Source organism: Pseudomonas sp. GG8, assembly GCF_052976945.1.
Genome location: NZ_JBRIIP010000001.1, coordinates 2,284,808 through 2,306,412 on the forward strand (window position 1 = coordinate 2,284,808; position 21,605 = coordinate 2,306,412).

Annotated in this window: 19 protein-coding genes; 6 read left to right on the plus strand and 13 right to left on the minus strand. The window is 56.4% G+C overall.

The features are described 5' to 3' along the window. Nucleotides 1–24 precede the first annotated feature (24 nt). Nucleotides 25–1,443, minus strand: coding sequence for a cytochrome C (locus ACVBEG_RS10985; protein ID WP_447107691.1), 1,419 nt, complete (start codon nucleotides 1,441–1,443; stop codon nucleotides 25–27). Nucleotides 1,444–1,755: 312 nt separating this feature from the next. Continuing rightward, nucleotides 1,756–2,877 (minus strand): DUF2817 domain-containing protein, encoded by a 1,122-nt coding sequence (locus ACVBEG_RS10990; RefSeq protein WP_330201186.1) that lies wholly within the window; start codon nucleotides 2,875–2,877, stop codon nucleotides 1,756–1,758. Nucleotides 2,878–3,198: 321 nt separating this feature from the next. Here ACVBEG_RS10990 and ACVBEG_RS10995 point away from each other — a divergent pair, with 321 nt between their 5' ends. Then, entirely contained in the window at nucleotides 3,199–4,761 is a 1,563-nt protein-coding gene (locus ACVBEG_RS10995) for a glycosyltransferase family 39 protein (protein ID WP_322216394.1), read from the plus strand. Nucleotides 4,762–4,871: 110 nt separating this feature from the next. Beyond that, a complete protein-coding gene (locus ACVBEG_RS11000) occupies nucleotides 4,872–5,762 on the plus strand; it encodes an ADP-polyphosphate phosphotransferase (protein WP_322179274.1) in 891 nt (296 codons plus the stop codon). 40 nt (nucleotides 5,763–5,802) lie between these two features. On the opposite strand, the gene ACVBEG_RS11005 is transcribed toward ACVBEG_RS11000, so the two are convergent. After that, nucleotides 5,803–6,105: an ArsR/SmtB family transcription factor gene (locus tag ACVBEG_RS11005; protein WP_322179273.1), complete on the minus strand. Its 303-nt coding sequence runs from the start codon at nucleotides 6,103–6,105 to the stop codon at nucleotides 5,803–5,805. A gap of 87 nt (nucleotides 6,106–6,192) precedes the next feature. On the opposite strand from ACVBEG_RS11005, the gene ACVBEG_RS11010 reads away from it, so the two are divergent. Next, complete coding sequence (locus tag ACVBEG_RS11010; RefSeq protein ID WP_322179272.1) at nucleotides 6,193–7,281, plus strand: NADH:flavin oxidoreductase/NADH oxidase; 1,089 nt, start codon at nucleotides 6,193–6,195, stop codon at nucleotides 7,279–7,281. 272 nt (nucleotides 7,282–7,553) lie between these two features. Further along, on the plus strand, nucleotides 7,554–7,922 hold the full coding sequence (locus ACVBEG_RS11015) for a DUF5064 family protein (protein ID WP_322179271.1): 369 nt from the start codon (nucleotides 7,554–7,556) through the stop codon (nucleotides 7,920–7,922). A 79-nt stretch (nucleotides 7,923–8,001) separates the two neighbouring features. On the opposite strand, the gene ACVBEG_RS11020 is transcribed toward ACVBEG_RS11015, so the two are convergent. After that, complete coding sequence (locus tag ACVBEG_RS11020; RefSeq protein WP_322216399.1) at nucleotides 8,002–8,664, minus strand: VIT1/CCC1 transporter family protein; 663 nt, start codon at nucleotides 8,662–8,664, stop codon at nucleotides 8,002–8,004. 63 nt (nucleotides 8,665–8,727) lie between these two features. Next, on the minus strand, nucleotides 8,728–10,404 hold the full coding sequence (locus ACVBEG_RS11025; protein ID WP_323565693.1) for a SulP family inorganic anion transporter: 1,677 nt from the start codon (nucleotides 10,402–10,404) through the stop codon (nucleotides 8,728–8,730). A 442-nt stretch (nucleotides 10,405–10,846) separates the two neighbouring features. On the opposite strand from ACVBEG_RS11025, the gene ACVBEG_RS11030 reads away from it, so the two are divergent. Then, entirely contained in the window at nucleotides 10,847–12,037 is a 1,191-nt protein-coding gene (locus ACVBEG_RS11030; protein ID WP_323565682.1) for a cation:proton antiporter, read from the plus strand. A gap of 91 nt (nucleotides 12,038–12,128) precedes the next feature. Next, on the plus strand, nucleotides 12,129–12,947 hold the full coding sequence (gene ppk2 / locus ACVBEG_RS11035; protein WP_322179268.1) for a polyphosphate kinase 2: 819 nt from the start codon (nucleotides 12,129–12,131) through the stop codon (nucleotides 12,945–12,947). A 124-nt stretch (nucleotides 12,948–13,071) separates the two neighbouring features. On the opposite strand, the gene ACVBEG_RS11040 is transcribed toward ppk2, so the two are convergent. From ACVBEG_RS11040 to ACVBEG_RS11075, 8 genes are all read right to left on the minus strand, one after another. Then, entirely contained in the window at nucleotides 13,072–13,956 is an 885-nt protein-coding gene (locus tag ACVBEG_RS11040) for a Dyp-type peroxidase (RefSeq protein ID WP_322179267.1), read from the minus strand. Nucleotides 13,957–14,111: 155 nt separating this feature from the next. Next, entirely contained in the window at nucleotides 14,112–15,047 is a 936-nt protein-coding gene (gene catA / locus ACVBEG_RS11045; protein WP_322179266.1) for a catechol 1,2-dioxygenase, read from the minus strand. A 69-nt stretch (nucleotides 15,048–15,116) separates the two neighbouring features. Beyond that, the gene (locus ACVBEG_RS11050) at nucleotides 15,117–15,878 is read right to left on the minus strand and encodes a 1,6-dihydroxycyclohexa-2,4-diene-1-carboxylate dehydrogenase (protein WP_322179265.1); all 762 of its coding nucleotides are present in this window, start codon (nucleotides 15,876–15,878) and stop codon (nucleotides 15,117–15,119) included. A gap of 34 nt (nucleotides 15,879–15,912) precedes the next feature. Next, a complete protein-coding gene (benC, locus tag ACVBEG_RS11055) occupies nucleotides 15,913–16,926 on the minus strand; it encodes a benzoate 1,2-dioxygenase electron transfer component BenC (RefSeq protein ID WP_322179264.1) in 1,014 nt (337 codons plus the stop codon). 65 nt (nucleotides 16,927–16,991) lie between these two features. Continuing rightward, entirely contained in the window at nucleotides 16,992–17,480 is a 489-nt protein-coding gene (gene benB, locus ACVBEG_RS11060; RefSeq protein WP_322179263.1) for a benzoate 1,2-dioxygenase small subunit, read from the minus strand. Continuing rightward, entirely contained in the window at nucleotides 17,477–18,841 is a 1,365-nt protein-coding gene (benA, locus tag ACVBEG_RS11065) for a benzoate 1,2-dioxygenase large subunit (RefSeq protein ID WP_322179262.1), read from the minus strand. Before benA ends, benB begins: the two co-directional genes overlap by 4 nt. A gap of 193 nt (nucleotides 18,842–19,034) precedes the next feature. Beyond that, nucleotides 19,035–19,565, minus strand: coding sequence for a DUF3833 domain-containing protein (locus tag ACVBEG_RS11070; RefSeq protein WP_322179261.1), 531 nt, complete (start codon nucleotides 19,563–19,565; stop codon nucleotides 19,035–19,037). Between the two features lie 145 nt (nucleotides 19,566–19,710). Continuing rightward, nucleotides 19,711–21,522, minus strand: a complete 1,812-nt coding sequence (locus tag ACVBEG_RS11075; protein WP_322179260.1) for an ABC transporter ATP-binding protein — start codon at nucleotides 21,520–21,522, stop codon at nucleotides 19,711–19,713. Nucleotides 21,523–21,605 lie beyond the last annotated feature (83 nt).

Below are 21,605 nucleotides of genomic sequence, written 5' to 3' on the forward strand. Positions count from 1 at the left end.
GTCTACGCCCCTGCGCCCAACAGATCAAAGTGCGTACCACATATAAAGATAAGTGGTGTTGTTTTCGCTGGCATCACGACCATTGCCATCATAGTTATTCGTTGCGCCCAAATAACGGGTGAAATAGTTATATTGAAGTCCGACCCTCAGGTTCTGCATCGGTAACCAGAAAACCTCTGGCGTCCACATCTGTGTATCGGGTGAAAAATTGGCACTGTTCGGGTACGCCGTCGCATCCGAACTGCCATTGACATTGCTATAAGACAGGCTCGCACCATATTTGGCACGGTACACATAACTGCCCTTCAACTTGAATGATCGAAGGGAAGCCGGTCCATCGTAGAGCGTCTGGGTGTCATCTCTTATTTCTTCCTTTACATACCGTATCTGTGCAGTAAAAGCGTGGGGATCAAGGAGGTACTGGTACTGGGCATCAAAGCCTACATCCCGGTATTCGGTGCTGCCCTGGCCGTAGATCGGATTATTGGAGTCATCCATGGGAAGAATTTTGGCATTCATTGCAAAGGCGCCCACCATCACGTTTTGGGGCCCCCACTCGTAGGTATAGGCCAGCCTCGCATAAGGGCTTGAGCCATCCATGTACGTCAACGGATGGTAGGTGTCGCCCTTCTTGTTACCCAAACTTAGAAAGGCCCACGTATTTTTGGCTGTCTGGTAGGAGGTCAGCTCCAGATACAACGACTTGTTCAAATAAACGTAGGCACCGATACCGGCCACCTGTTGAGCCAAACCCCCTTCAATCAGCGTCGAGGCTGGGGCCCCGCCAAAGGCGCCCAAGGTTGAACTGACATACGGATAGCCCCAGGCAGGCGTGCTGTTCCAGACATCCTGAACTGTGGGGTTGTTATTCAATGTGACACCCCAGATGACATCCCGTGAGGTGTCCACCCGGCGGTCCGCATAACGCAGGTCAAAGTTGTCCGAGCCCAGGTGACTTACCCAATTACCCGCGGCATCCTGATGGTCATATGAGCTGTAGGTGAATTGGGCAAAGCCGCCAATGACGTCAGTGATCTTTCCGCCCAGGAACACGCTTCCGTAATCAATGATGAATTGTTTGTCTTTGGCGGAAATCGAGCTGCCCGCACCGTCGCTGTTGTTGCGCGTTGAAGTGAAGTCGCCGACGATCATGGCGGCCAAGGGGTTGGTTTGTACGCCGTTGGTGTAACCCGTCAGCTTGAACAGGCGCCCATAAGGTGTCAGTTCAGGAAATTGCCCTCCCGCATGGCAGGCAACGCAGCTTTGCCCTGTTTGGCGTGCAAAGGAAGGCAGGGCCTGGACCGACTGACAGAGCACCAACAACAATAGTGCCCCTAACAGTGTTCCCGGTCGTCTAAGGTGTCTGAAAAAAAACGGTGACCCGAAAAAAAACGACCATACCACCGCCTTCTTCCCGCCTGCTTCGCCGTCCTTCAGATACATTTCAATTCCCTCTGGAAAGAGACTGTCAAGTGACATAACCCTGGCTGAAGCCTAGCCAGATGCTGGCCATTTACAAGCTCCGTCGGAAATTGCGCCGTTTAAGTCTGCAACGCGAAGCACACCCATCGCTGAAATCATATTCAGCAGCCTCCGGACGCTTGATCCAGACACTTTCTCTTGTGGCGTTGCGCCTTTTATTGACGAAACTCAATGCAGTGAGGCCAAACGTCCTCGCTGTCGTTTCCCCATAAGGCATTTATCTTATTTCGCAGCCCCAGGGGTGGGCCGTTGCGGCCGCGACAGGCCGAGCGGTTACTGATGAGTTGGAGCTTGTATCCGTGGCAGTGCCGCCAATGCCCGTTCCCAGATTTGTCGGGTGCGTAGCCAGACAACCTCTTGCCAGTCACTGTCAGCGGGGTAGAACTGCTCGAGCAACTCCAGCTTGATTTTCCTGGCGACCTGATCAGTGAGGTCTCCGTGCAGGTGCAACCACTGATCGTTACGCAAAACAGTGTGGACCTGCTCTCCCGGATAAGTGCCACATTCGATAACGAACGGCATTAAGTGCACCTGCGGCAATGCATCAATCATGGCCTGCGAGGTGTAACCGGTTGCTGTGGCTGCCACCCCTGTATCACTTTTGCTTTCAGCTCCAGTGAGCAGGGTATACAGCCATGGGCCGTATACCGCCTGGGCATCGTGCAGCGCCGGGTAGGAAGACTGAGCAATCGTCATCAGCATGGGATGGCCGTAGTCTCCAGCGCCGGTATGCAGGTCAAAGCACATGGCCACTTGGGCGTGAGTGAGGTGCTCTTGTATGATCTTGCGCAGGGTTTTGTTCGACCAGGCAGGTGCCTTGCCACCATAGAAAAGACCGTCGTGATGTACGTACTGACCGGCCTCGACAATCGACATTACCGCTGACCAGCCCTCTTCACTAATTCGCTCGTTGAGCAGGGCGTCGGCCCTCTCCCGCTTCGGCCCCTGCAGTTGGGTGCAGGTATAGATCTCATGCAGCGCCTCGTACCGTTGATTATCCGGCAGCGCTTGTGTGAAATTCAGATAGTTGCGGTTGAGGTCGATATTGTCTTCGTTGACACGGCGCATCCAGGCCGTGCCCCAGGGATTGATCAAGTGGATCATCACTACTGCCACATCGTCGGGCAAGGTTCTATCGGTGAGCGCTTGCAGCCATTTGATCTGGCAGTCCGAGCCATAGAAACCTTCAATACCGTGCGTGCCGCAGAGCGCAATCAGCAGCCGTTTCGCATGTGGATCTCCAAGCACGGCAACGTCGGTACTCAGCGGTTCGCCGGAGGGCCCGGTCAATGGATGGCGGTATTCGGTCAGGCTTGCACCCGCCGCCTTGGCCGCAGCCAGAAACTGTTCACGTTGGCTGACGAAACTGGGGGCCGATGGAAAACCTGTGCTCATGGTTGCCTCATGTCAATCAACAAGTACCGGACTTTCACGAGTCGCCCGATGCGTAGTGGTGGTGGCCGTCTTCTTTAACGAGACACCGATGTAAAAACATGACGTGATTGGATACATTACGCGCAAAGCTTATACGAGCGATATGGCTGTCAGCCACGTCGATATCCTGAATCAAAAAAAAGTTCGAGATCAAGGTTAGTGCTTACCCTCCTCCCATCACTCAGATAGTCGGGAACTTTCCTGAAATGGTCGGCATCCACGTACGATCGCCAACAATCGAAAATTGCTTCGTGCCAGGGGTTGCATGGCGCGGGAGAAAGTATGAAATTTCAAAAAAATCATTTTATAGACAGGGTTCTCGACCCTGGCGCTGCACAGAAAATTGAACGCACTGCCTTCTGGGCTCGCGAGCTTTGGTTGTTACCTATTCTGATACTGGCGGCGCTGGTGCGCGTCTATGGTTCAACCGCATCAGCCATCTGGTGCGATGAAGGCTCCAGTTTGCTCATGAGCCAGTACTCACCAGCGCTGATCTGGTTTCACAGCGCTCACGATGTACATCCACCTCTTTATTACTTCCTCCTGCACCTATGGATAGAGGTATTCGGGAACGGTATCTTCTCGGTCAGGTCCATGAGCGTCGTACCGGGCATTCTGACGGTAGCCCTTGGTGTCTGGCTGGTTCAATTGATCGCAACACGGCGAGCGGCGATCCTGGCCGGCGTTTTATTAGCCTTACTGCCCATTGCAGTGCGTTATAGCCAGGAAGTCCGGATGTACTCCCTCATGGGGTTCTGGCTGATGGGCGCAACCATAGCACTCGTCTATTGGGTGAAAAATCCAGACCGTCATCGATACCTCGTCATTTATTCTCTGTTAATGGCAGCCAGTTTTTACACCCATTACTTCACGGGCCTTTGTGTACTTTCACACTGGGCCTACCTGTTTTTTATGCGCGGTGAAAAGCCCCGCCTCATCACTCGCCCTGCATGGTGGATCGCCAACGGTCTCATTGCCTTGCTATATGCCCCCTGGATTCCTGGCCTGATTGACCAGTTGCAGCACCTTGAACAACTCAAGGTGGGTGGCGACGTCGGCTGGATACTGCCGGTTACACGTTATTCTCTGCCCTCAACTATCTGGCAGTATTTGATCCTTACGGATGGTTTAAGCCTGAAATGGCCCCTCTATTTTTCACTTCCACTCGCGGTGGCGTTGGTCGCCGGTGCTGTTGCCCTGCGTGATCGAGGCCCCTATAAATTTCATGTTTTATTGGTGACCTATACCTTTCTACCTTTGGTGGTTGTGTTTCTGATCTCGTGGATAACACCACTGTTGGTCGAGCGTTATCTGATGTTCTCTGCCCTGGGTTTACCCATGATTCTGGCAATCGCCATCGATCAAATTGAGCGTCATTTCCGTTACGTAGCAATCGCTATGCTCATGGGTATCTTGGGGGTAGAACTGGTCGGGTTGAGTAACGACTACCAAGTGGATGATGAACAGTTCGACAAGCTGGTTAGCTATGTAAATGAGCACTATGCTGCCAATGACCGCATCGTTGTCAGCGATTTATTCTGGTATTTCAGTTATGTCTACTACAACAAGACGGGGTCTGAGCCACTGCTCTACACACCGAAACTAGCCAATGGTACTTCGGGGCGACCAAACAGCTACGGGTTCGGTACGCTGGTCGATCAGGATTCCGATAAAATTTACCTGGACAGTCTTGAAGCGTTACCCGGCGACTCGACACGTGTGTGGTTGATCAGCAACAGCGAGCCACCGGATGATTTTTCTTCCATACCTAGCGACTGGACGAAGGTGACAGAGTTGAAAGTCGGAGACACTGAAGTACGCCTGTACTCCATTCCTCCGCATTGAGAGTGCTGTCATGACTAACAGATGATCATCGACGGCGACGGTTTTGTCTTGCCATAACTTGATAATGGTCAAGATGGCCACAGAGGGGGCACTACACGCTATGAGGAGCGATGTCCCCCTGGAAGATCAAGATGAAAATACATTCAAAAGACTTTCACGTACGGGAAGGTGAATTGGTCAGCCTTCGCAAATGGCCTACGAACGTGAAGCCTGTGTATAAAACGACGGAGCAATATCGCCAACTTTTGGGTCAGCACGTTGCGCAATTGAGTGCGTTGCAACAGCTGCTCTATGCGTCTAATCGCTATGCCGTGCTACTGATCTTTCAGGCGATGGATACCGCAGGAAAAGATGGTGCCATCAAACACGTGATGTCAGGTGTCAACCCGCAAGGCTGTCAGGTATTCAGTTTCAAACATCCCAGCGCGGCTGAGTTGCAACATGACTTCCTTTGGCGCACCACCCGCGATCTGCCAGAGCGCGGGCGGATCGGCATTTTCAACCGATCCTACTATGAAGAGGTGCTGATAACGCGTGTACATCCAGAAATCCTCAGCAGCGAAGGCCTTTCGGAAACCAATCTCGATGAAACGACGATTTGGCACGACCGGTATCGCTCGATCACAGAGTTGGAGCGGCACCTTTTCAGTAACGGAACTCGCATCATCAAGTTTTTTCTCCATCTATCGAAAGAAGAACAGCGTAAACGCTTCCTTGAACGCATCGATGAGCCGGAAAAAAACTGGAAATTCAGCCTCGCTGATATTGAGGAGCGGGAATTCTGGAAGGATTACATGAGTGCCTATGAAAAATGCATCAGTGCCACGAGCACAACCAATGCCCCTTGGTATGTCGTTCCTGCGGATGACAAGAAAAACGCCAGGCTATTTGTCTCGCAAATTATTCTCGATACCCTCGTGGGGCTCAATATGACTTACCCCAATACGGATGCTAACCGTCAGAAGGAATTGCAGGCAATCCGTCAGCGGCTCGCGAAGTGAGATCCTCGGTGCGTTCACTGCCTCTTGGGGCTGGATGAACTCAATCCTGTTGAGTCAGGATTGCCGTCATCAGCCCGGGAAACCGACTGTTCAAGTCAGCACTGCGCAATGAGTTCATGTGCAGGGTACCGACGTTCTGAGTGTGAACAAGACCGGCATCGCGCAGCACCCGAAAATGATGAGACATGCTCGACTTTGGCCTGCCGCCATCCAGCTCGCCGCAACTCGCTTCGGCGACACGGCCAAGATGACGGACGATTTCCAGGCGAACCGGATCGCTCAAGGCATAGAGCACTCGTTCGAGGACAAAGTCGCTGGCAGGTGGATGTTTGAATGCGCGCATGGGTGAATCATACACAGGGGTTTACCCATGAGCTATTGTTCGAATACTATCGAACTACGGAATATTCCTTCGCTAAGAGGTATGACCATGTCTGCGCTGTTCCAACCGTTCAAACTAAAGGATGTCACGCTGCGCAACCGGATTGCGGTCCCGCCCATGTGCCAGTACTCGGCAATTGATGGTTTGATCAACGAATGGCATCAAGTTCACTTGGCCTCTATCGCGCGCGGCGGCGCCGGTTTGGTGATTGTAGAAGCAACCGCTGTTGCTCCCGAAGGACGCATTACTCCAGGCTGCACGGGGATCTGGAGCGACGAGCTGGCACAGGCGTTTGTACCGGTGGTTCAGGCCATCAAGGCCGCAGGTTCGGTGCCGGGCATCCAGATCGCCCACGCCGGGCGCAAAGCCAGCGCCAACCGTCCATGGGAAGGCGATGATCATATTGCTGACGATGATACCCGTGGCTGGCAGACCATCGCGCCGTCCGCCATCGCGTTCGGCGCCAACCTGCCGAAAAAGCCCAAGGCCATGACCCTGGACGATATTGCTCGTGTGCGTGACGATTTTGTCGCTGCCGCCCGTCGCGCTCGTGAAGCCGGCTTCGAATGGCTGGAACTTCACTTCGCTCACGGTTATCTGGCGCAGACTTTCTTTTCCGAGCATTCAAATCATCGTCAAGACGCCTACGGTGGCAGTTTTGACAACCGTAGCCGTTTCCTTCTGGAAACACTGGCAGCCGTGCGCGAAGTCTGGCCGGAAAACCTGCCGTTGACCGCGCGTTTCGGCGTGCTCGAATACGACGGTCGGGACGAGCAAACCCTGGTGGAGTCCATCGAGCTGACCCGACGCTTCAAAGCCGCCGGCCTGGATATGCTTAGCGTCAGCATTGGTTTCACCATTCCTGAAACCAACATTCCCTGGGCGCCATCGTTCATGGGCCCGATTGCCGAGCGCGTGCGTCGCGAAGCCGACATTCCGGTCTCTTCGGCTTGGGGCTTCGGCACCCCGGCGATTGCAGAGAAAGTGCTCAAGGACGGTCAACTGGACCTGGTGATGGTCGGTCGCGCACATCTGGCCAACCCACACTGGACCTATTTTGCCGCCCGTGAACTGGGCATTGACCGTGCGTCCTGGACGCTCCCGGCACCTTATGCCCACTGGCTGGAACGCTACTGACAGATTCGTTGGCTAGCGGGCAGAAGCGCCCACTAAACCTTCGATACAGCCCGTGCCCATGTCGTCACGGGCTACCGCTGGATTCCGTTACTCGCCTTGCAGTCTGTCCAGCGCCCGCTAGTCTTGCTTGAGAACATCCAGAGATGTGTACGTGCTGGAGCAGCAGGTCTATATCCACGGTAAGCTCCTCCCGTGTAGCCCACATGAAACATGTCGTCTGATTCAGCGGGCATGAGCAGGACTCACAGTGTCAGACTAAACAGGGTCATCGTATGTTCACGCCAGGCCATCTCAATCGCGCCAGTATTCCTGGAATGCCAGGCATACCAAAATTCAACATCGACGTTTTCTACGAGGTTCGTCATGACCCAAAGGAAGGCACGTTGATGCACTTCAAAATGGTCGGACAGGTGTCGGGCCGAGAGTTCGTTGATGAGTTCGACATGCACCGCGATACCGCCTCCAACTTTGCCAGTCTGCTGGCCAAGGTCGCGGTCAAGCACGGTCTGCCCCCTAACGAAAGTCCTATCATGCGCAGCCACGCCGAATACGATGCGATGTTCGAAGATATTCGCGACAAACTGGGCATCAAACCCGGCGAACCGATTAACTTGGATAACCTGGCGAAAGACGGGCTTTAAGAGTCGTCCTGGCCGAGCAGTTTATGTGTGAGTCCAAGATCAGTCCGGCTATACGCCCTCCGTACTGGCGCTGATGGAATCACCCTCCCAGCGCCATGATCGCCAACATCAGTAATGTACCGGTGATCGCCATTACCGTACCTCCGCGCCAGCGGCTTCCGCCCGCGTATCGCGCAAGAGCCCAGCCGGCTAGAAACAGCATCCCGAGTGCGACCATGTTGGACACGCGTATCGCAACCGCCACTTGATGAAGCAGCATGAACGGCACTACCACAGGAAATGTTGCCAGGGTCACCAGAAGGAAAATGCCGAATGCACCCTTGAAGTCGTCCAGGCGAAGACGTGGAGGTATGGGTGCGTCCGAAAACTCGAGCATCCGACGACGAATCATTTCAAGGCCCTCGTTGCCCGCCGCCGCCGCGATACGAGGAGGCAGTGCTCCAGCAATGAGTGCCTGCCCTGATGCTGCATTCGTTTCTTTGCACAGGCGTAAGAAAAGCGTCCGATTGCGCGTGCGATCGGTGACCGTGCGTACGAGGTACATGACGGCATCCGCGAGGCCCCAGGCAAGATTGCAACCGAGTGCCGTGACCATCATCGTGCGCACCGTCTCCTGGCCAGCCGTTGCCACGCTAAGCGAGCCGATAAAAGTCATCGCCATCAGCAGGCCGAAGATCACCTCCGAGACACGATCGATCGGATCGAGCACGCGCGCCCGCTTCTCTTCTTTGATGTCGTGCATGAGGCTCACCTCCGGGCCAGGCGTTAACGATGTTCGAAACCTTCGAATCCCTGTTAACGCCGGCTATACCTGAAAATGCGCAACAGCCTGCTCCAGATTGAAGAACATTCGCGTGGGGCCCAGCGAGCGCCCCAGCGGCGAATTTCTTACCATGGCAAACACGCCTGGGTTCATGCCCACCAGCCACAGCATTACACCCTGTTCACGCATTCGGTTTTCGGCCTCGGTCAGCATTTTCAGGGCGGTGTATTCCAAATCGAACACGCCGCTAAGGTCGAGAGCAATGACCCGCGGTTTGGACTCAGCAATCAACGCCAGCAACTTATGGCCAACCCGCTGGGCATTCACGAAGAAAATCCGGCCTTCTGAGCGCACCAGCAGCAATCCGGCGAAGCTTTCATCCTCGGGATGCTCATCGGATTTCGGGCGGAAAACGTTGGTGCCTGGTTTTCGGACCAAGGCATAAACTGGGGGGTCTGAAACCTGATAGGCCAAGGCGACGAGCGACACGATGATCGCAACGACAATGCCCTTCAATGTTCCTAGCAGCATGACCCCCAACATGGCGGCGAGCGCCCAGATAAACTCTGTTCGGCGCACCGCCAGAATGTCGCGAAACTCTGAGGCTTCGATAAGGCCCACCGAATAGACAATCACCACGGCCGCCAGCGTGGCATTCGGCATCAGGCTAATGAAAGGCGCCAGCAGCAGGCACGTTCCCAGTGCCAGCGCCGCTGTAATCAGCCCTGCCAGTTGCGTATGAGCCCCCGCCAGCCGGTTTACCGCGGTCTGCGTGGTTCCTCCTCCCGCCGTCATGCCCCCCAGGAAGGCTCCGCCTATGTTCGCTATGCCCGTCGCGATTAGTTCCCGATTGGGCTGAGGCGTGGGCTCGTCACTTCGGGCGAAGGCACGTCCGGCAGCGATGGTCTCGGTAAAGCTCATCAGCGCGATCCCTATGGCTGCTGGCCAGAGAGGAGTCACCCACTCCCATCCTGGCAACGTCAAGGCAGGTAATCCGGTTGGAACATTGCCGACTAACGAAATGCCGAAGCGGTCCAGGCCAAGCAGGCTCACCCCTGCAATCCCGATGGCCACCGCGACCAGTGGCGCGGGCGCGCTTGGGGTGAAACGCTTCATCGCGACCAGGATCAGCACCATCAAGATACCCACCGCAACGGTGGGCAGCGAAGCGTGCGGTATACCCCAAAACGTGGCGATCAGGTTATGGAGGAAGTTGCCCTTTTCAATGTGGATGCCTAACAACTTGGGCGCTTGGTCAAGCACGATGACGATGCCAATGCCGGCCTTGAATCCAACCAGCACGGGCTCGGAGATGAAGTTGGCTACAAATCCAAGGCGCAATACCCCCGCAAGGACAAGGAAAGCGCCTACCAGCACTGCCAACGTGGCGGATCCCACTATCAATACAACAGGGTCGCCCGTCGGGCTGATCTGACCCAGTGCAGAACCTGCGAGGATGGCGATTGTCGTGGTTGTACTCACGCTGAGCGGGCGCGAAGAGCCGAGTAAGGCATAAATCGCCATCGGCACCAACACCGTATAGAGCCCGACTTGTACCGGGAGTCCGGCAATAGTGGCGTAAGCCAGTGCTTTTGGTATGACCACCGCCGCCGTCGTCATGCCGGCAATGGCATCGCCTTTGAACCAGCCCTGCCGGTAGTTGCGAATCCACTCCGGTACCCACTGACGAAAACTGCCCCTCGAATGCCGAGAGACCATTTGGGTCTTGGAGTCTTGTTGCGGGTCGTTCGGTTCAAGGTCTTGTCGATTCATCAGACACTCCAGGCCAAGACTCACCACATTCGGTGGTTTGATCTCCATGGAGTCACAATGGTACGCAGCTGGTTTCGCTGTTTGCCCTACAACAAGTGCTCATACCGCCTGCCGGTACCGGTATGAGCATTTACGACCCGCAAGAGGAGCGCGAAACACTCACTCCCCCGCCCCCTGCAACTTCGTCAGCAGCGATGACGTGGCTATCTGTCAGCCCAGATAGTCGAGCACCCTTTCACGTGTTCGCGCAGCCACCACATATTTGCAATTATAAATGTAGCCTGTTTGAGAGCCTGTCACCGGCACCGGCAGGAAGTTCTGCAACCGATTTGCGGATAGTCAGGTGCCGACCATAATGGAACTACCGTCCTTCAGACAGGCAGGCCCCATGTACCAGAACCTCGCTCTGCTCACGGCCTTCCTCTTGATCTACAGCATTTTCGCTGGGCGGTTCGAGTCGAGCCTGCTCAATGGTCCACTGATGTTTATGCTCGCAGGTCTCATTCTCGGGCCTGCTGTGCTAGACATTCTGCAACTCCGGATTGGTCGGGAAGGCCTCAAAGCCTTGGCCGAGTTGACCCTGGCGATTGTTCTGTTCAGTGATGCAGCCAACGCTAACCTCAAAGTCCTGCGGGCCCATGAAGGGCTTCCGTTACGGTTGCTGCTGATAGGCCTTCCCCTGACCATCTTGTGTGGGTGGCTGGTGGGTATCTGGCTATTCCCTCAGGTGCCGCTGATAGAGTTGGCCATTCTGGCAACCCTGTTGGCGCCTACCGACGCAGCGCTGGGCAAGGCGGTTGTGAGCAACCCAAAGGTTGCCGCTCCCGTGCGTGAAGGGTTGAACGTAGAGAGCGGCTTGAATGACGGGATCTGCGTGCCGGTGCTATTGATGTTCCTGGCGTTATTGGTCGAAGAACAGACTCAGGCCCCTCTCTCTCTGGCGGCGAAGCTGCTTGTCGAGGAACTGGGCATTGGCGCGCTGTCCGGGATCGCCCTGACCATGGTCGCCTGGCAGTTGCAGCGGCTCTCCTGGAAGCACCAGTGGCAGATGCCCGTGTGGTCACAACTTACCCTCCCCGGCCTCGCCGTTCTGTGCTTTGCCACTGCGCAAACATTGGGCGGCAGTGGCTTTATTGCCGCCTTCGTCGGGGGGCTGCTCGCGGGTTACCTGTTTAAGGAGCAAAAGCATCAGCTGCTTCAAGCCAGCGAAGAATTTGCCAGCCTGCTATCGGTCATCACTTGGGCCGTGTTTGGCGCATTGGTCATCCCCAAAGCCTGGAGCAGCCTAACCCTGGATATCTGGCTTTACGCGCTGCTCAGTTTGACCGTGGTGCGCATGCTACCCGTGCTCATCAGCCTCCTGGGGACCTGCTTCGACATCGAAACCCGCCTATTCATGGCCTGGTTCGGCCCACGTGGACTGGCCACCATCGTCTTTGCCGTCATGATAATGGACTACCCTCTATTGGCGAGTAATACGCTGATCGCTACCGCCATTTGCACGGTGTTACTCAGTGTTCTTCTGCACGGGTTGAGCGCCAACCCGTGGGTTGCGCGGCTGGTCCACCGTGAGCATTGATTCGACTGCGGGAAAGCATTTTCCGAGCAATACCTTCTGATCTGAGAGGGGCAAGGCCCTCTTCAAGCTAACTGGAGGCTAGGTAACTCCGATGAAAAAACATGACCAGACATTGTTTGATCCAGACACACACCCGGTAAAAAAGCTCAGTCGCAAGGGCTACGAAACACAACTGAGGACCCTGCACATCGAGCTGGTCAAGTTGCAACAATGGGTGGTGGCGAACGGCGCCAAGGTAGTGGTGGTGTTCGAAGGTCGCGACGGTGCTGGTAAGGGCGGCACCATCAAGGCGCTGACCGAGCGTGTCAGCCCGCGAATTTTTCGCGTGGTGGCATTGCCGGCGCCGACCGAGCGGGAAAAAAGCCAGATGTACTTGCAGCGCTACATGCCGCACTTTCCCGCAGCCGGAGAAGTGGTGATCTTCGACCGCAGCTGGTACAACCGCGCGGGTGTCGAACGGGTCATGGGTTTCTGCGATGAAAGCCAGGTGCTTAATTTTTTAGAGCTGGCACCCATGTTCGAGAATCAACTGATCCACTCGGGAATCATCCTGCTCAAGTACTGGCTGGAAGTCAGTCCGCAAGAGCAGGAGCGTCGCCTCAAAGACCGTATTACAGATGGCCGCAAGGTATGGAAACTGTCCCCCATGGACGTCCTCTCTTATAACCGCTGGGACGACTACACACGAGCACGCGACGAGATGTTCGTCGCCACCGACACCCCATGGGCGCCCTGGTTCGTCGCCCGCTCGGAAGACAAGAAAAGTGTTCGTCTAAACGTGCTCACTCACGTGCTGACACAAATCCCCTATAAGGAGGTCAAGCAGCCAAAGGTCAAACTACCCAAGCGCAAAATTGGCGACTACCAGACGATCGATTACCCGTTCAAATATGTCGCTGAGCTGTTCTGAACGTGAGTTGCCCCGCCATCAGCACATAGTTGAGTTGATGGCGGGCAAGCTCACGGGTGTTTATCCAGTGTGACGTTGCAGCAGCTATCAGCAGCGGCAACGTCACATTCTTGACCTGCGGCTATCATGCCCTGAGCGCACTCAGATCAAGGCAATCATCCTTCAGCGGCGGACACCAGTAGTAGCCGCCGGTAAGGGGGCGGCTAAAGCGATAGAGGGCGTCAACAATGCCATCATCGAGTCCGCTCATGCGTCGCAATTGGGCTTCGAAAGCGTCTAGGGAGTGACCAAAGGCAAGGAATACCAAACCGGCCTGCAGGCCGTCTGACCAAGGCATAGAGCGACGCACAACGAAGGCTTCAGGGGTGAAACTTTCTTGGGCGGTGCGCTTTACATGTGCTGATTTCGGAGCCTCTTCCAGCTCTTCGTTATCGCTTTTTCGGCGGCCCATGATGTGGTCTTGCTCCCCCTGCGGCATGGCGGCGAAACCATCCAGGTCGTGCTGCCACTGCTGGATGGCGGCGAAGCTACCCCCTTGCAGCCCCGGGATGTCATTGTTTACTACCGCCGCCCCTATGGCCGCTTCGTCTACCGGGTTTTCGGTGCCATCTTCATAGCCGGTCAGGTCATGACCGGTCTTGTAGCGGAACGCTTCGGTCATCTGCACCAGGCGCAGGGCCGGTGCCAATGCGGCCTCTAATGCGCGGCTGCGATGCAGCAATTCACCCCGGTCCTCACCGTGCAGCCAGCACCAAAGTGCGTGCTGGGTCGAGGGGTTGTCCACCCCGACGCCACTCAATGCCGGGAACACACGCAAGCCCTCAACTTGACCCCCTATCGCATGCACAAGCGACTCACCAAAGCCGACAACCATTTTTTTGCCGTCTGCCAGCTGCGCCAGTTCTTTGAGCGCAGCTGGCAGGGCGTCTACGGACTCAAGGGCAAAAAACAAATGGCGCGCCTGTAATGGCACGGGCTTGGCAAGAATGCCAGGCTGGTAGTTACTCATGTAAACCTCTCCAGAAAATTACTCGGGTGATAATGGCACCTTCAACCGCGTTCTGGAACGTTTGCACCTCAGATCAATCAGGACAGCCTGATTGATCTGAACACCTGCCAAGCTCGATCTGACCTTCCCGAGAGAGAAGCTCGGCGCCCTTCACCTCAGTCCTGTAATGCGCGCGGGCGGTGGCTGCGTTGTTCAGCATCGGTGCTGGCTGCCTTTTGCAGCTGGAAGTCGAAGTCCAGCTCGGCGAATGACCCCGTCACCCCTCGGTCGTTCGCCGCAGCGCGATCCTCGACGAAACGGATTTCACCCACCAGACCATCACGGGTGGCGTAAGCGAAGTCGTCCCACAGGTACTTATCGCCAGACAGGTTGATCTGCGTGGTCAAGTGACGATGGCCCGGTGCCGAGATGAAAAAATGAATATGCGCCGGACGTTGACCGTGACGGCCAAGCTGGTCGAGGCATTCCTGGGTCGGACCCTGGGGGTTGCAACCATAGCCTGACGGCACAATGCTGCGCGCGCGGTAGCGGCCTTCGGCATCGGTGACGATACGTCGACGCAGGTTGTACTCGCTCTGGCTCTGATCGAAGTACGAGTAGTTACCCTGAGTGTTGGCGTGCCAGAGGTCGACAACGGCGCCGGCGACTGGCTGACCATTGGCGTCGCGCACCACACCCTGAAGGAACATCGGCGTGGCGACCTCGTCCTCACTGCCGTCGTCCATCCGCGTCTCGCTGTCATACAGCGGTGCGCCGGCGACATAGAGCGGGCCTTCAATGGTGCGCGGCGTACCGCCCACGAGGCCTTCCTGCGCGTCTTTCGCGTCTTGCAGCAGGTCAAGAAAATGCTCAATGCCCAAACCGGCCACCAGCAGCCCGGCTTCGTTGCGACCGCCCAGGCGGTTGAGGTAATCCACCAGGGTCCAGAACTCGTCTTCGCCCACCTCCATATCCTCGACAATCTTCGCTACCTCATTGAGGACGCGGAACATCAGTTGCTTCAAGCGAGGGCTGCCCTGGTCGTTGCCGAGCCCGCTGACGTCCTTAAAGAATGCCTGGACCTCAGGGGTCTGGGAAATTTTCACGGTCATGGAGATGTACCTCTTAATGTTGTTGTCAGGTTACTTGTTGGTGGTGCATTAGCGCTGTGAGACAGGGGTTCAGCCGAGGTCACCGCCGCCTACGGGCAGGGTCATGCCGGTGATGTAGGAGGCTTCATCGGAGGCCAGGAACAGGATTGCACCGACCTGTTCTTCGAGACTGCCGTAGCGCTTCATCAGGCTGCTATCGACAGTCTGGTCGACGATTTGCTGATACCAGACCTTCTCCTGCTCGCTCTGCTCGGCGGTGTTGCGCGGAATACGCCGCGGAGGTGCTTCGGTACCACCAGGCGCCGTGGCGTTGACCCGGATGCCGCGCTCGGCGTTCTCAAACGCCAGGCAGGCGGTGAGTGCATTGACACCACCCTTGGCTGCACCGTAAGGCGCGCGATTGATCCCGCGAGTGGCGATCGATGAGACGTTGACGATGGCGCCGCAGCCCTGCTCCACCATGTATGGCAACGCGGCGTGACAGCACCACAGCGTGGGAAACAGCGAGCGGCGTACTTCGGCCTCGATCTCGCTTTCTTTGTAATGTTCGAATGGCTTGGCCCAAATGGTGCCTCCGACGTTATTGACCAGCACGTCCAGCCGTCCAAAACGCTCCACAGCAGCAGCCATCACTCGCTGGCAGTCGGCGTACTGTTCAAGGTCAGCGGTCAGCGCCAGCAGCGCCTCGCCTTGCAGTTCCCTGACCAGTTCGGAACGGTCAACCGCCACCACCTGCGCGCCTTCCTCGAGCAAACGCTCGGCGACGCGGCGTCCAATGCCCTGCGCTGCCCCGGTGACCAGGGCGACTTTATTTTTAAATCTCATGCTCATGGCAACCTCGAAAATACACGTCAGTCAGTGGCAGTTAAGCGGCGCTGGCGGCGAACTTCTCGTAGTAGAAGTTCGCTGGCTCGATACCCTGTTCGCGAATGTATTGGCTGACCGCCTCGACCATCGGTGGCGGACCACACAGGTAGATATCGACGTCGCCGCCGTTGAGGTGCGTGGGCGCGATGTGCTGGGTCACGTAGCCTTTGTGCGGATGACTGCTGGCGGGGTTGGCCACACAGGCGCTGAAGGTGAAGTTCGGGATCCGCGCAGCGAAGTCGTTCAGGCGATCCATTTCCACCAGATCGAAATCGTTGGTAACGCCGTAGATCAGGTGCAATGGATGCTCGCTCCCCTTCTGCGCAATCGTATCCAGCATCGCAGTGAATGGCGCCAGCCCGGTGCCGCCCGCCAGCAACAGCAGTGGGCGTTTGATGGTGCGCAGATAGAAACTGCCCAGAGGACCGGCCAGGTTCATGCTGTCACCGACCTTGGCCAGCTCCGTAAGGAAGCTGCTCATCAAGCCGCCTGGCACGTTTCGGATCAAAAAGCTGACGCGACCGTCTTTCTGCAGCGAGCTGAATGAATAGGCTCGGGTCTGCTCACTGCCCGGCACTTGCAGGTTGACGTACTGGCCCGGCAGAAAGGTCAGGTGGTTCAGGGCTTCGCCCTGAATAGACAGCGAAATCGTGCTGTCAGAGAGCTGACGGACTTCGCTGATTGCCGCCTGGTAAGTCGCCTGCTGTGTTTTGCAAACATCTGAAGATGCCGGCACACGCACCACACAGTCGCTTTGAGCGCGCATCTGACAGGTCAGCACATACCCCTGATCCGCTTCCTCTTCGCTGAGCGCATCTTCGATGTATTCCTGGCCGAGGTCGTACTCGCCGGATTCAGCGAAGCACTTGCAGGTACCGCAAGCACCGTCGCGGCAGTCCAGAGGAATATTGATCCCCTGCCGGTACGCAGCGTCGGCGACGGTTTCACTGGGGTTGGCGTCAATGAAACGGGTAACGCCGTCTTCGAAATTGAGTGCAATTTTGTGGCTCATGGTGTTCCTCGCTGGACCAGGGGCTGAAGCGTCGGGTGCAAGCCCAATGGCGACAGACCGCTCGTTCACAGGTGATAGATGTCGATGACCTGACGGACGTAGTCGTTTTTCAGGACGACTTTTTTAGCCTTGATCAGAGGCTGGTCGCCGCGCACATCGAGGGTGTAGAAGCTGGTACCGAAATAGCTGTCCACGGTCTTGTAGCGAAAGCTCAGGGTGTGCCAGTTGAAGCGCACCTTGCACAGGCCATCGCCTTGTTCGAGGATCTCGAGATTGCTCAGGTTGTGAGAGGTGCGGGTATCCGGGATGCTGGCGCTGGAGCGCTCGGTCTTGATCCGGAAAACACGGTCCTCCAACCCTTCGCGGCTGCCGTACCAGATCAGCGAGATTTCCTTTTGCGGGTCTTCGGTCAGTTCGTCGTCATCGTCCCAGGATGGCATCCAGAACGTCGCATTCGCGGCATACAGTTCCAGCCAGTTATCCCAATCCTTGTCATCCAGATAGCGCGCTTCGCGGTAGAGGAAGTCGCGTACTGCGTCGTAAGAAAGGCTCATTGCCCGCCCTCCACGCAGATCAATTGCGACTGCTCGGCTGCCAATGCCTTGAGCATGGTTTCCTGCCAGTACTTGTGTTGCAGCACGAACAGCCCCTCGTCCTCGGTGCGCACGCCGCTAAGCAATGGGTGCAGATCAATTTCTTTGGCCGCTTCATCCGCGCCTTCGACCCAGTGTTCGGCACCACGGGACATGTCGTTCCAGGCTGTGGTACTGCCCTGATAGCCCATCTGGCAGGAGCGAAACTCTTCCAGATCATCCGGGGTGGCCATGCCACTGACGTTGAAGAAGTCCTCGTACTGACGAATCCGGCGCGCACGCGCTTCGTCGCTCTCGCCTTTGGGCGCGATGCAATAAATGGTGATTTCAGTGCGATCCACCGAGATCGGCCGGGCGATGCGAATCTGCGAGCTGAACTGGTCCATCAGGTACACGTTGGGGTACAGGCACAGGTTGCGCGAGTTACCGATCATCCAGTCTGCGCGGGCCTGGCCGAAGTCCTGGGCCAGCTCATCGCGGCGCTCGTACAGAGGCCGATCCTCGGGATTAGCCCAACGGGTCCATAGCAACATGTGGCCCTTGTCGAAGGAATAGAAACCACCGCCACGCTTAGCCCAGCCACCGGCGCTCATGGTCGGATTGCTGTCGCCAGCCTGGCGTTCCTTGCGCTGATTCTGAGTGGCCGCGTAGTTCCAGTGCACGGAGCTGACGTGATAACCGTCGGCGCCGTTCTCGGCGGTGAGCTTCCAGTTGCCTTCATAGATATAGCTTGAGGAGCCGCGCAGCACTTCCAGGCCGTCCGGAGACTGATCGACGATCATGTCGATGATCTTCGCCGACTCACCCAGATGCTCCACCAGCGGGACCACATCAGGGTTCAGGCTACCGAACAGGAATCCGCGATAGGACTCGAAACGCGCCACTTTGGTCAGGTCGTGAGAGCCTTCGCAGTTAAAGCTCGACGGGTAGCCGGCATCGGTCGGATCTTTGACTTTGAGCAACTTGCCGGAGTTGTTGAAAGTCCAGCCGTGGAACGGACAGGTATAGGACGCCTTGTTGCCACGTTTGTGTCGGCAGAGCATAGCGCCGCGATGGCTGCATGCATTGAGAAATGCATTGAGCGCGCCGTCTTTGTTGCGGGCAATGAAAACAGGCTGGCGACCCATTTCCAGGGTGATGTAGTCGTTTTTGTTCGGAATCTGGCTCTCATGAGCGAGGTACAACCAGTTGCCCTCGAAAATGTGCTTCATCTCGAGATCGAACAAGCGAGTATCGGTGAACATTTCCCGCTTGCAGCGGTAAACACCCTTTTCTCGGTTTTCTTCAAGCAAGGAATTGAGATACTCGACGCTTATGGACATGGCCAGAGCCTCCGTTGTTTTTATTTGACGGAGTGAGTCTATGGCCGGGAAAAAACTGGAGATATCCGATTCATGCAGATCGCTATCCGTTTCCTGTCAAACGGCTAAACGATTGCAAAGAGCGCGGTCCTGATGGAAGTCACGCGCGTGAACGATTGTTATCAGTTGAAAGGCACGCGACTCAACCCCGGCATCAGCTGGCTTGCTTACGGAAAAATAACGTCACCTGACCCAGTTCAAAGCCGAACTTGGTCATTGAGGAACGATTGGCCATCGTGTCGTCATCAAGCAAGTACATCCAGTCATCGAAGTTGACCTGATAGACCTTACCGTCCACGGGCAAGCTCAGCACGTACCGCCAATGCAGTGCATTGCCAGCCACCTCTCCGATTGCCTCGCCGACAACATCGCCTGCGGTACCGCGCCACCGTCCAGGACCGTCCGGGTGCAGTGTCCACACCCGGGTCTGCTTGGTCCCGTCGCTGTAGGTGAAGTCTTCATGCATGATGAACCGGTCGCCCTCGGAGTGGCTGTTGATAACGGCGTGAAACCGTTTTATCACCTCTCCCGAACGCTTCTGGAACATGCCCCACGCGTCTACCCGCCCCGAGAAAAAATCGCGCAGTTCAAGTTTTGGGGTTTCCTGGCTATAGCGGTTCACATCGATATCGCTGCAGCTTCCCAGGCAGATGCAGAACAGCAGCAGTACGAGTTTGTTCAACATGGTCTATCTCCACAGACACAACATCAGGGTCATAAGGACCTGACAGTGGTCGGTGTCGACACATGGGCAGTCAAATCCTATACAAAACCTATACGTTAATATGATTTTGTACAAGAGTTAGCGCGTATTTGAACAATAGCCTACGTTACCGGTAACCACGCGCTTGCAGGTCGAACAAGTGTGCATAGCGCCCGCCAGCGGCGATCAGGCTGGCGTGATCGCCACGCTCAAGCACCCTGCCCTGATCCAATACAACGATGTGATCCGCATTGCGCACGCTGGAAAAACGGTGAGAAATCAGCAGCGTCATACGGCCCTTGGCGTACTCACGGAAGTGTTCAAACACGGCGGCTTCTGCAGCCGCGTCCAGGGCTGACGTAGGCTCGTCGAGGATAAGAATATCGGCGTTGCGGCGCATGTAGGCTCGGGACAACGCGATCTTTTGCCATTGCCCTCCCGACAGTTCCTGCCCTCCCGCGAACCACCGACCTAGCTGGGTGGCATAGCCATGATCGAGACGCTCAATGAATTCTGCTGCCATGCCCTGGGCTGCCGCTTCGCGCCATCGGGTTTCATCACTGAACGCCTCAATATCACCCACCCCAAGGTTATCGCCCACAGGAAACTGGTAGCGGATGTAGTCCTGAAAAATGACACCGATACGCCTGCGCAGCGCATCCTCGTTCCAGTCCTGAAGATCACTGCCATCCAGCAGAATGCGTCCCTCATCAGGCCGGTACAGACGGGTCAGCAGCTTGATCAACGTGGTCTTGCCCGAGCCGTTTTCACCCACCAGCGCCACGCTACGTCCCGGTGCAAGGTGGAGATTGATATTCTCAAGCGTGACACGACTGGAATCTGGATAACGAAAGCTGACGCCCTCGCAACGCAAGCCATCCCCCGGGAGGATGCCTTGAGTGAGGGTACCGGTTTCGACAACAACCGGCTGAGCCAGATACTCATACAGATTGGTCAGGTACAGGCCATCTTCATAAAGACCACTGATGGCACTGAGGCTGCTGCTGACCGCCGTCTGCCCCTGTTTGAACAACACCAGATACATCGTCATTTGTCCGAGGCTGATGCGGCCATTGACCGTATCGACCACCACCCAGGCGTAAGCCAGGTAAAACGCACTGGTACCAAGCAGTCCGAGGAGGAAACCCCAGCCATCGCGCCGCAGGGTCAGCCGACGGTCTTCGGCGTAGAGCCGGTCAAACGTGTCTCTGTAACGTTGCAGCAGAAGAGGCGCAAAGCCGAACAACTTGACCTCTTTTATATGCGCTTCCTGAGACAGCAGTGCTTCGATGTAGCCTTGTTGTCGGCTCTCGGGGGCACGGCGGGTGAACAAGCGAAACGCGTCACCGGAGAAATGTGCTTCGGCGAAGAACACCGGCAACGCGCCGAGCACCAGGATCACCAGCGCCCAAGGCGAAAAATGCACCAGCAACACCGCAAAACTGATGAGCGAGATCAGGTTCTGAATCAGCCCAAGGGACTTGGTTACCAATGCCAGGGGGCGCGTGGAGGCCTCGCGGCGTACGCGAACGAGCTTGTCGTAAAACTCCGAATTCTCGAACTGGATAAGCGACAGCGTCTGTGCTTTTTCCAGGATCAACGTGTTGACCTTCTGCCCCAGCTGTACTCTCAACAGCGACTGCTGAACCGAGAGTGCACGTTGAGCGCCAGCGAGTAACGCGAGCACTCCGGCTTCGAGTAGCACGTAACGCAATACCGGCCACAACGGAGCGCTGCCGAGGTCCGCATGCAACTGCATGGCAGCGACCACCGCATCGACAATCCGCTGCCCCAGCCATGCGGCCAGAGCAGGAAGAACACCGGCCACCAGCGTTGCCACTACAAGGCCCAGGAACAAGCCTCTCGACGTGCTCCATACCAGCTCCAGGGCGCGTCGGGCCTGGTCGAAAAAAGAGGTGAACCGACTGACGACAGGCATGTGGAGCTGGGTTCCAGGAGGGAGATAGAGAGGTGTCTGGCATGGAAACAGACCGCTCCAGACAAGTCACGCTCCACATATCA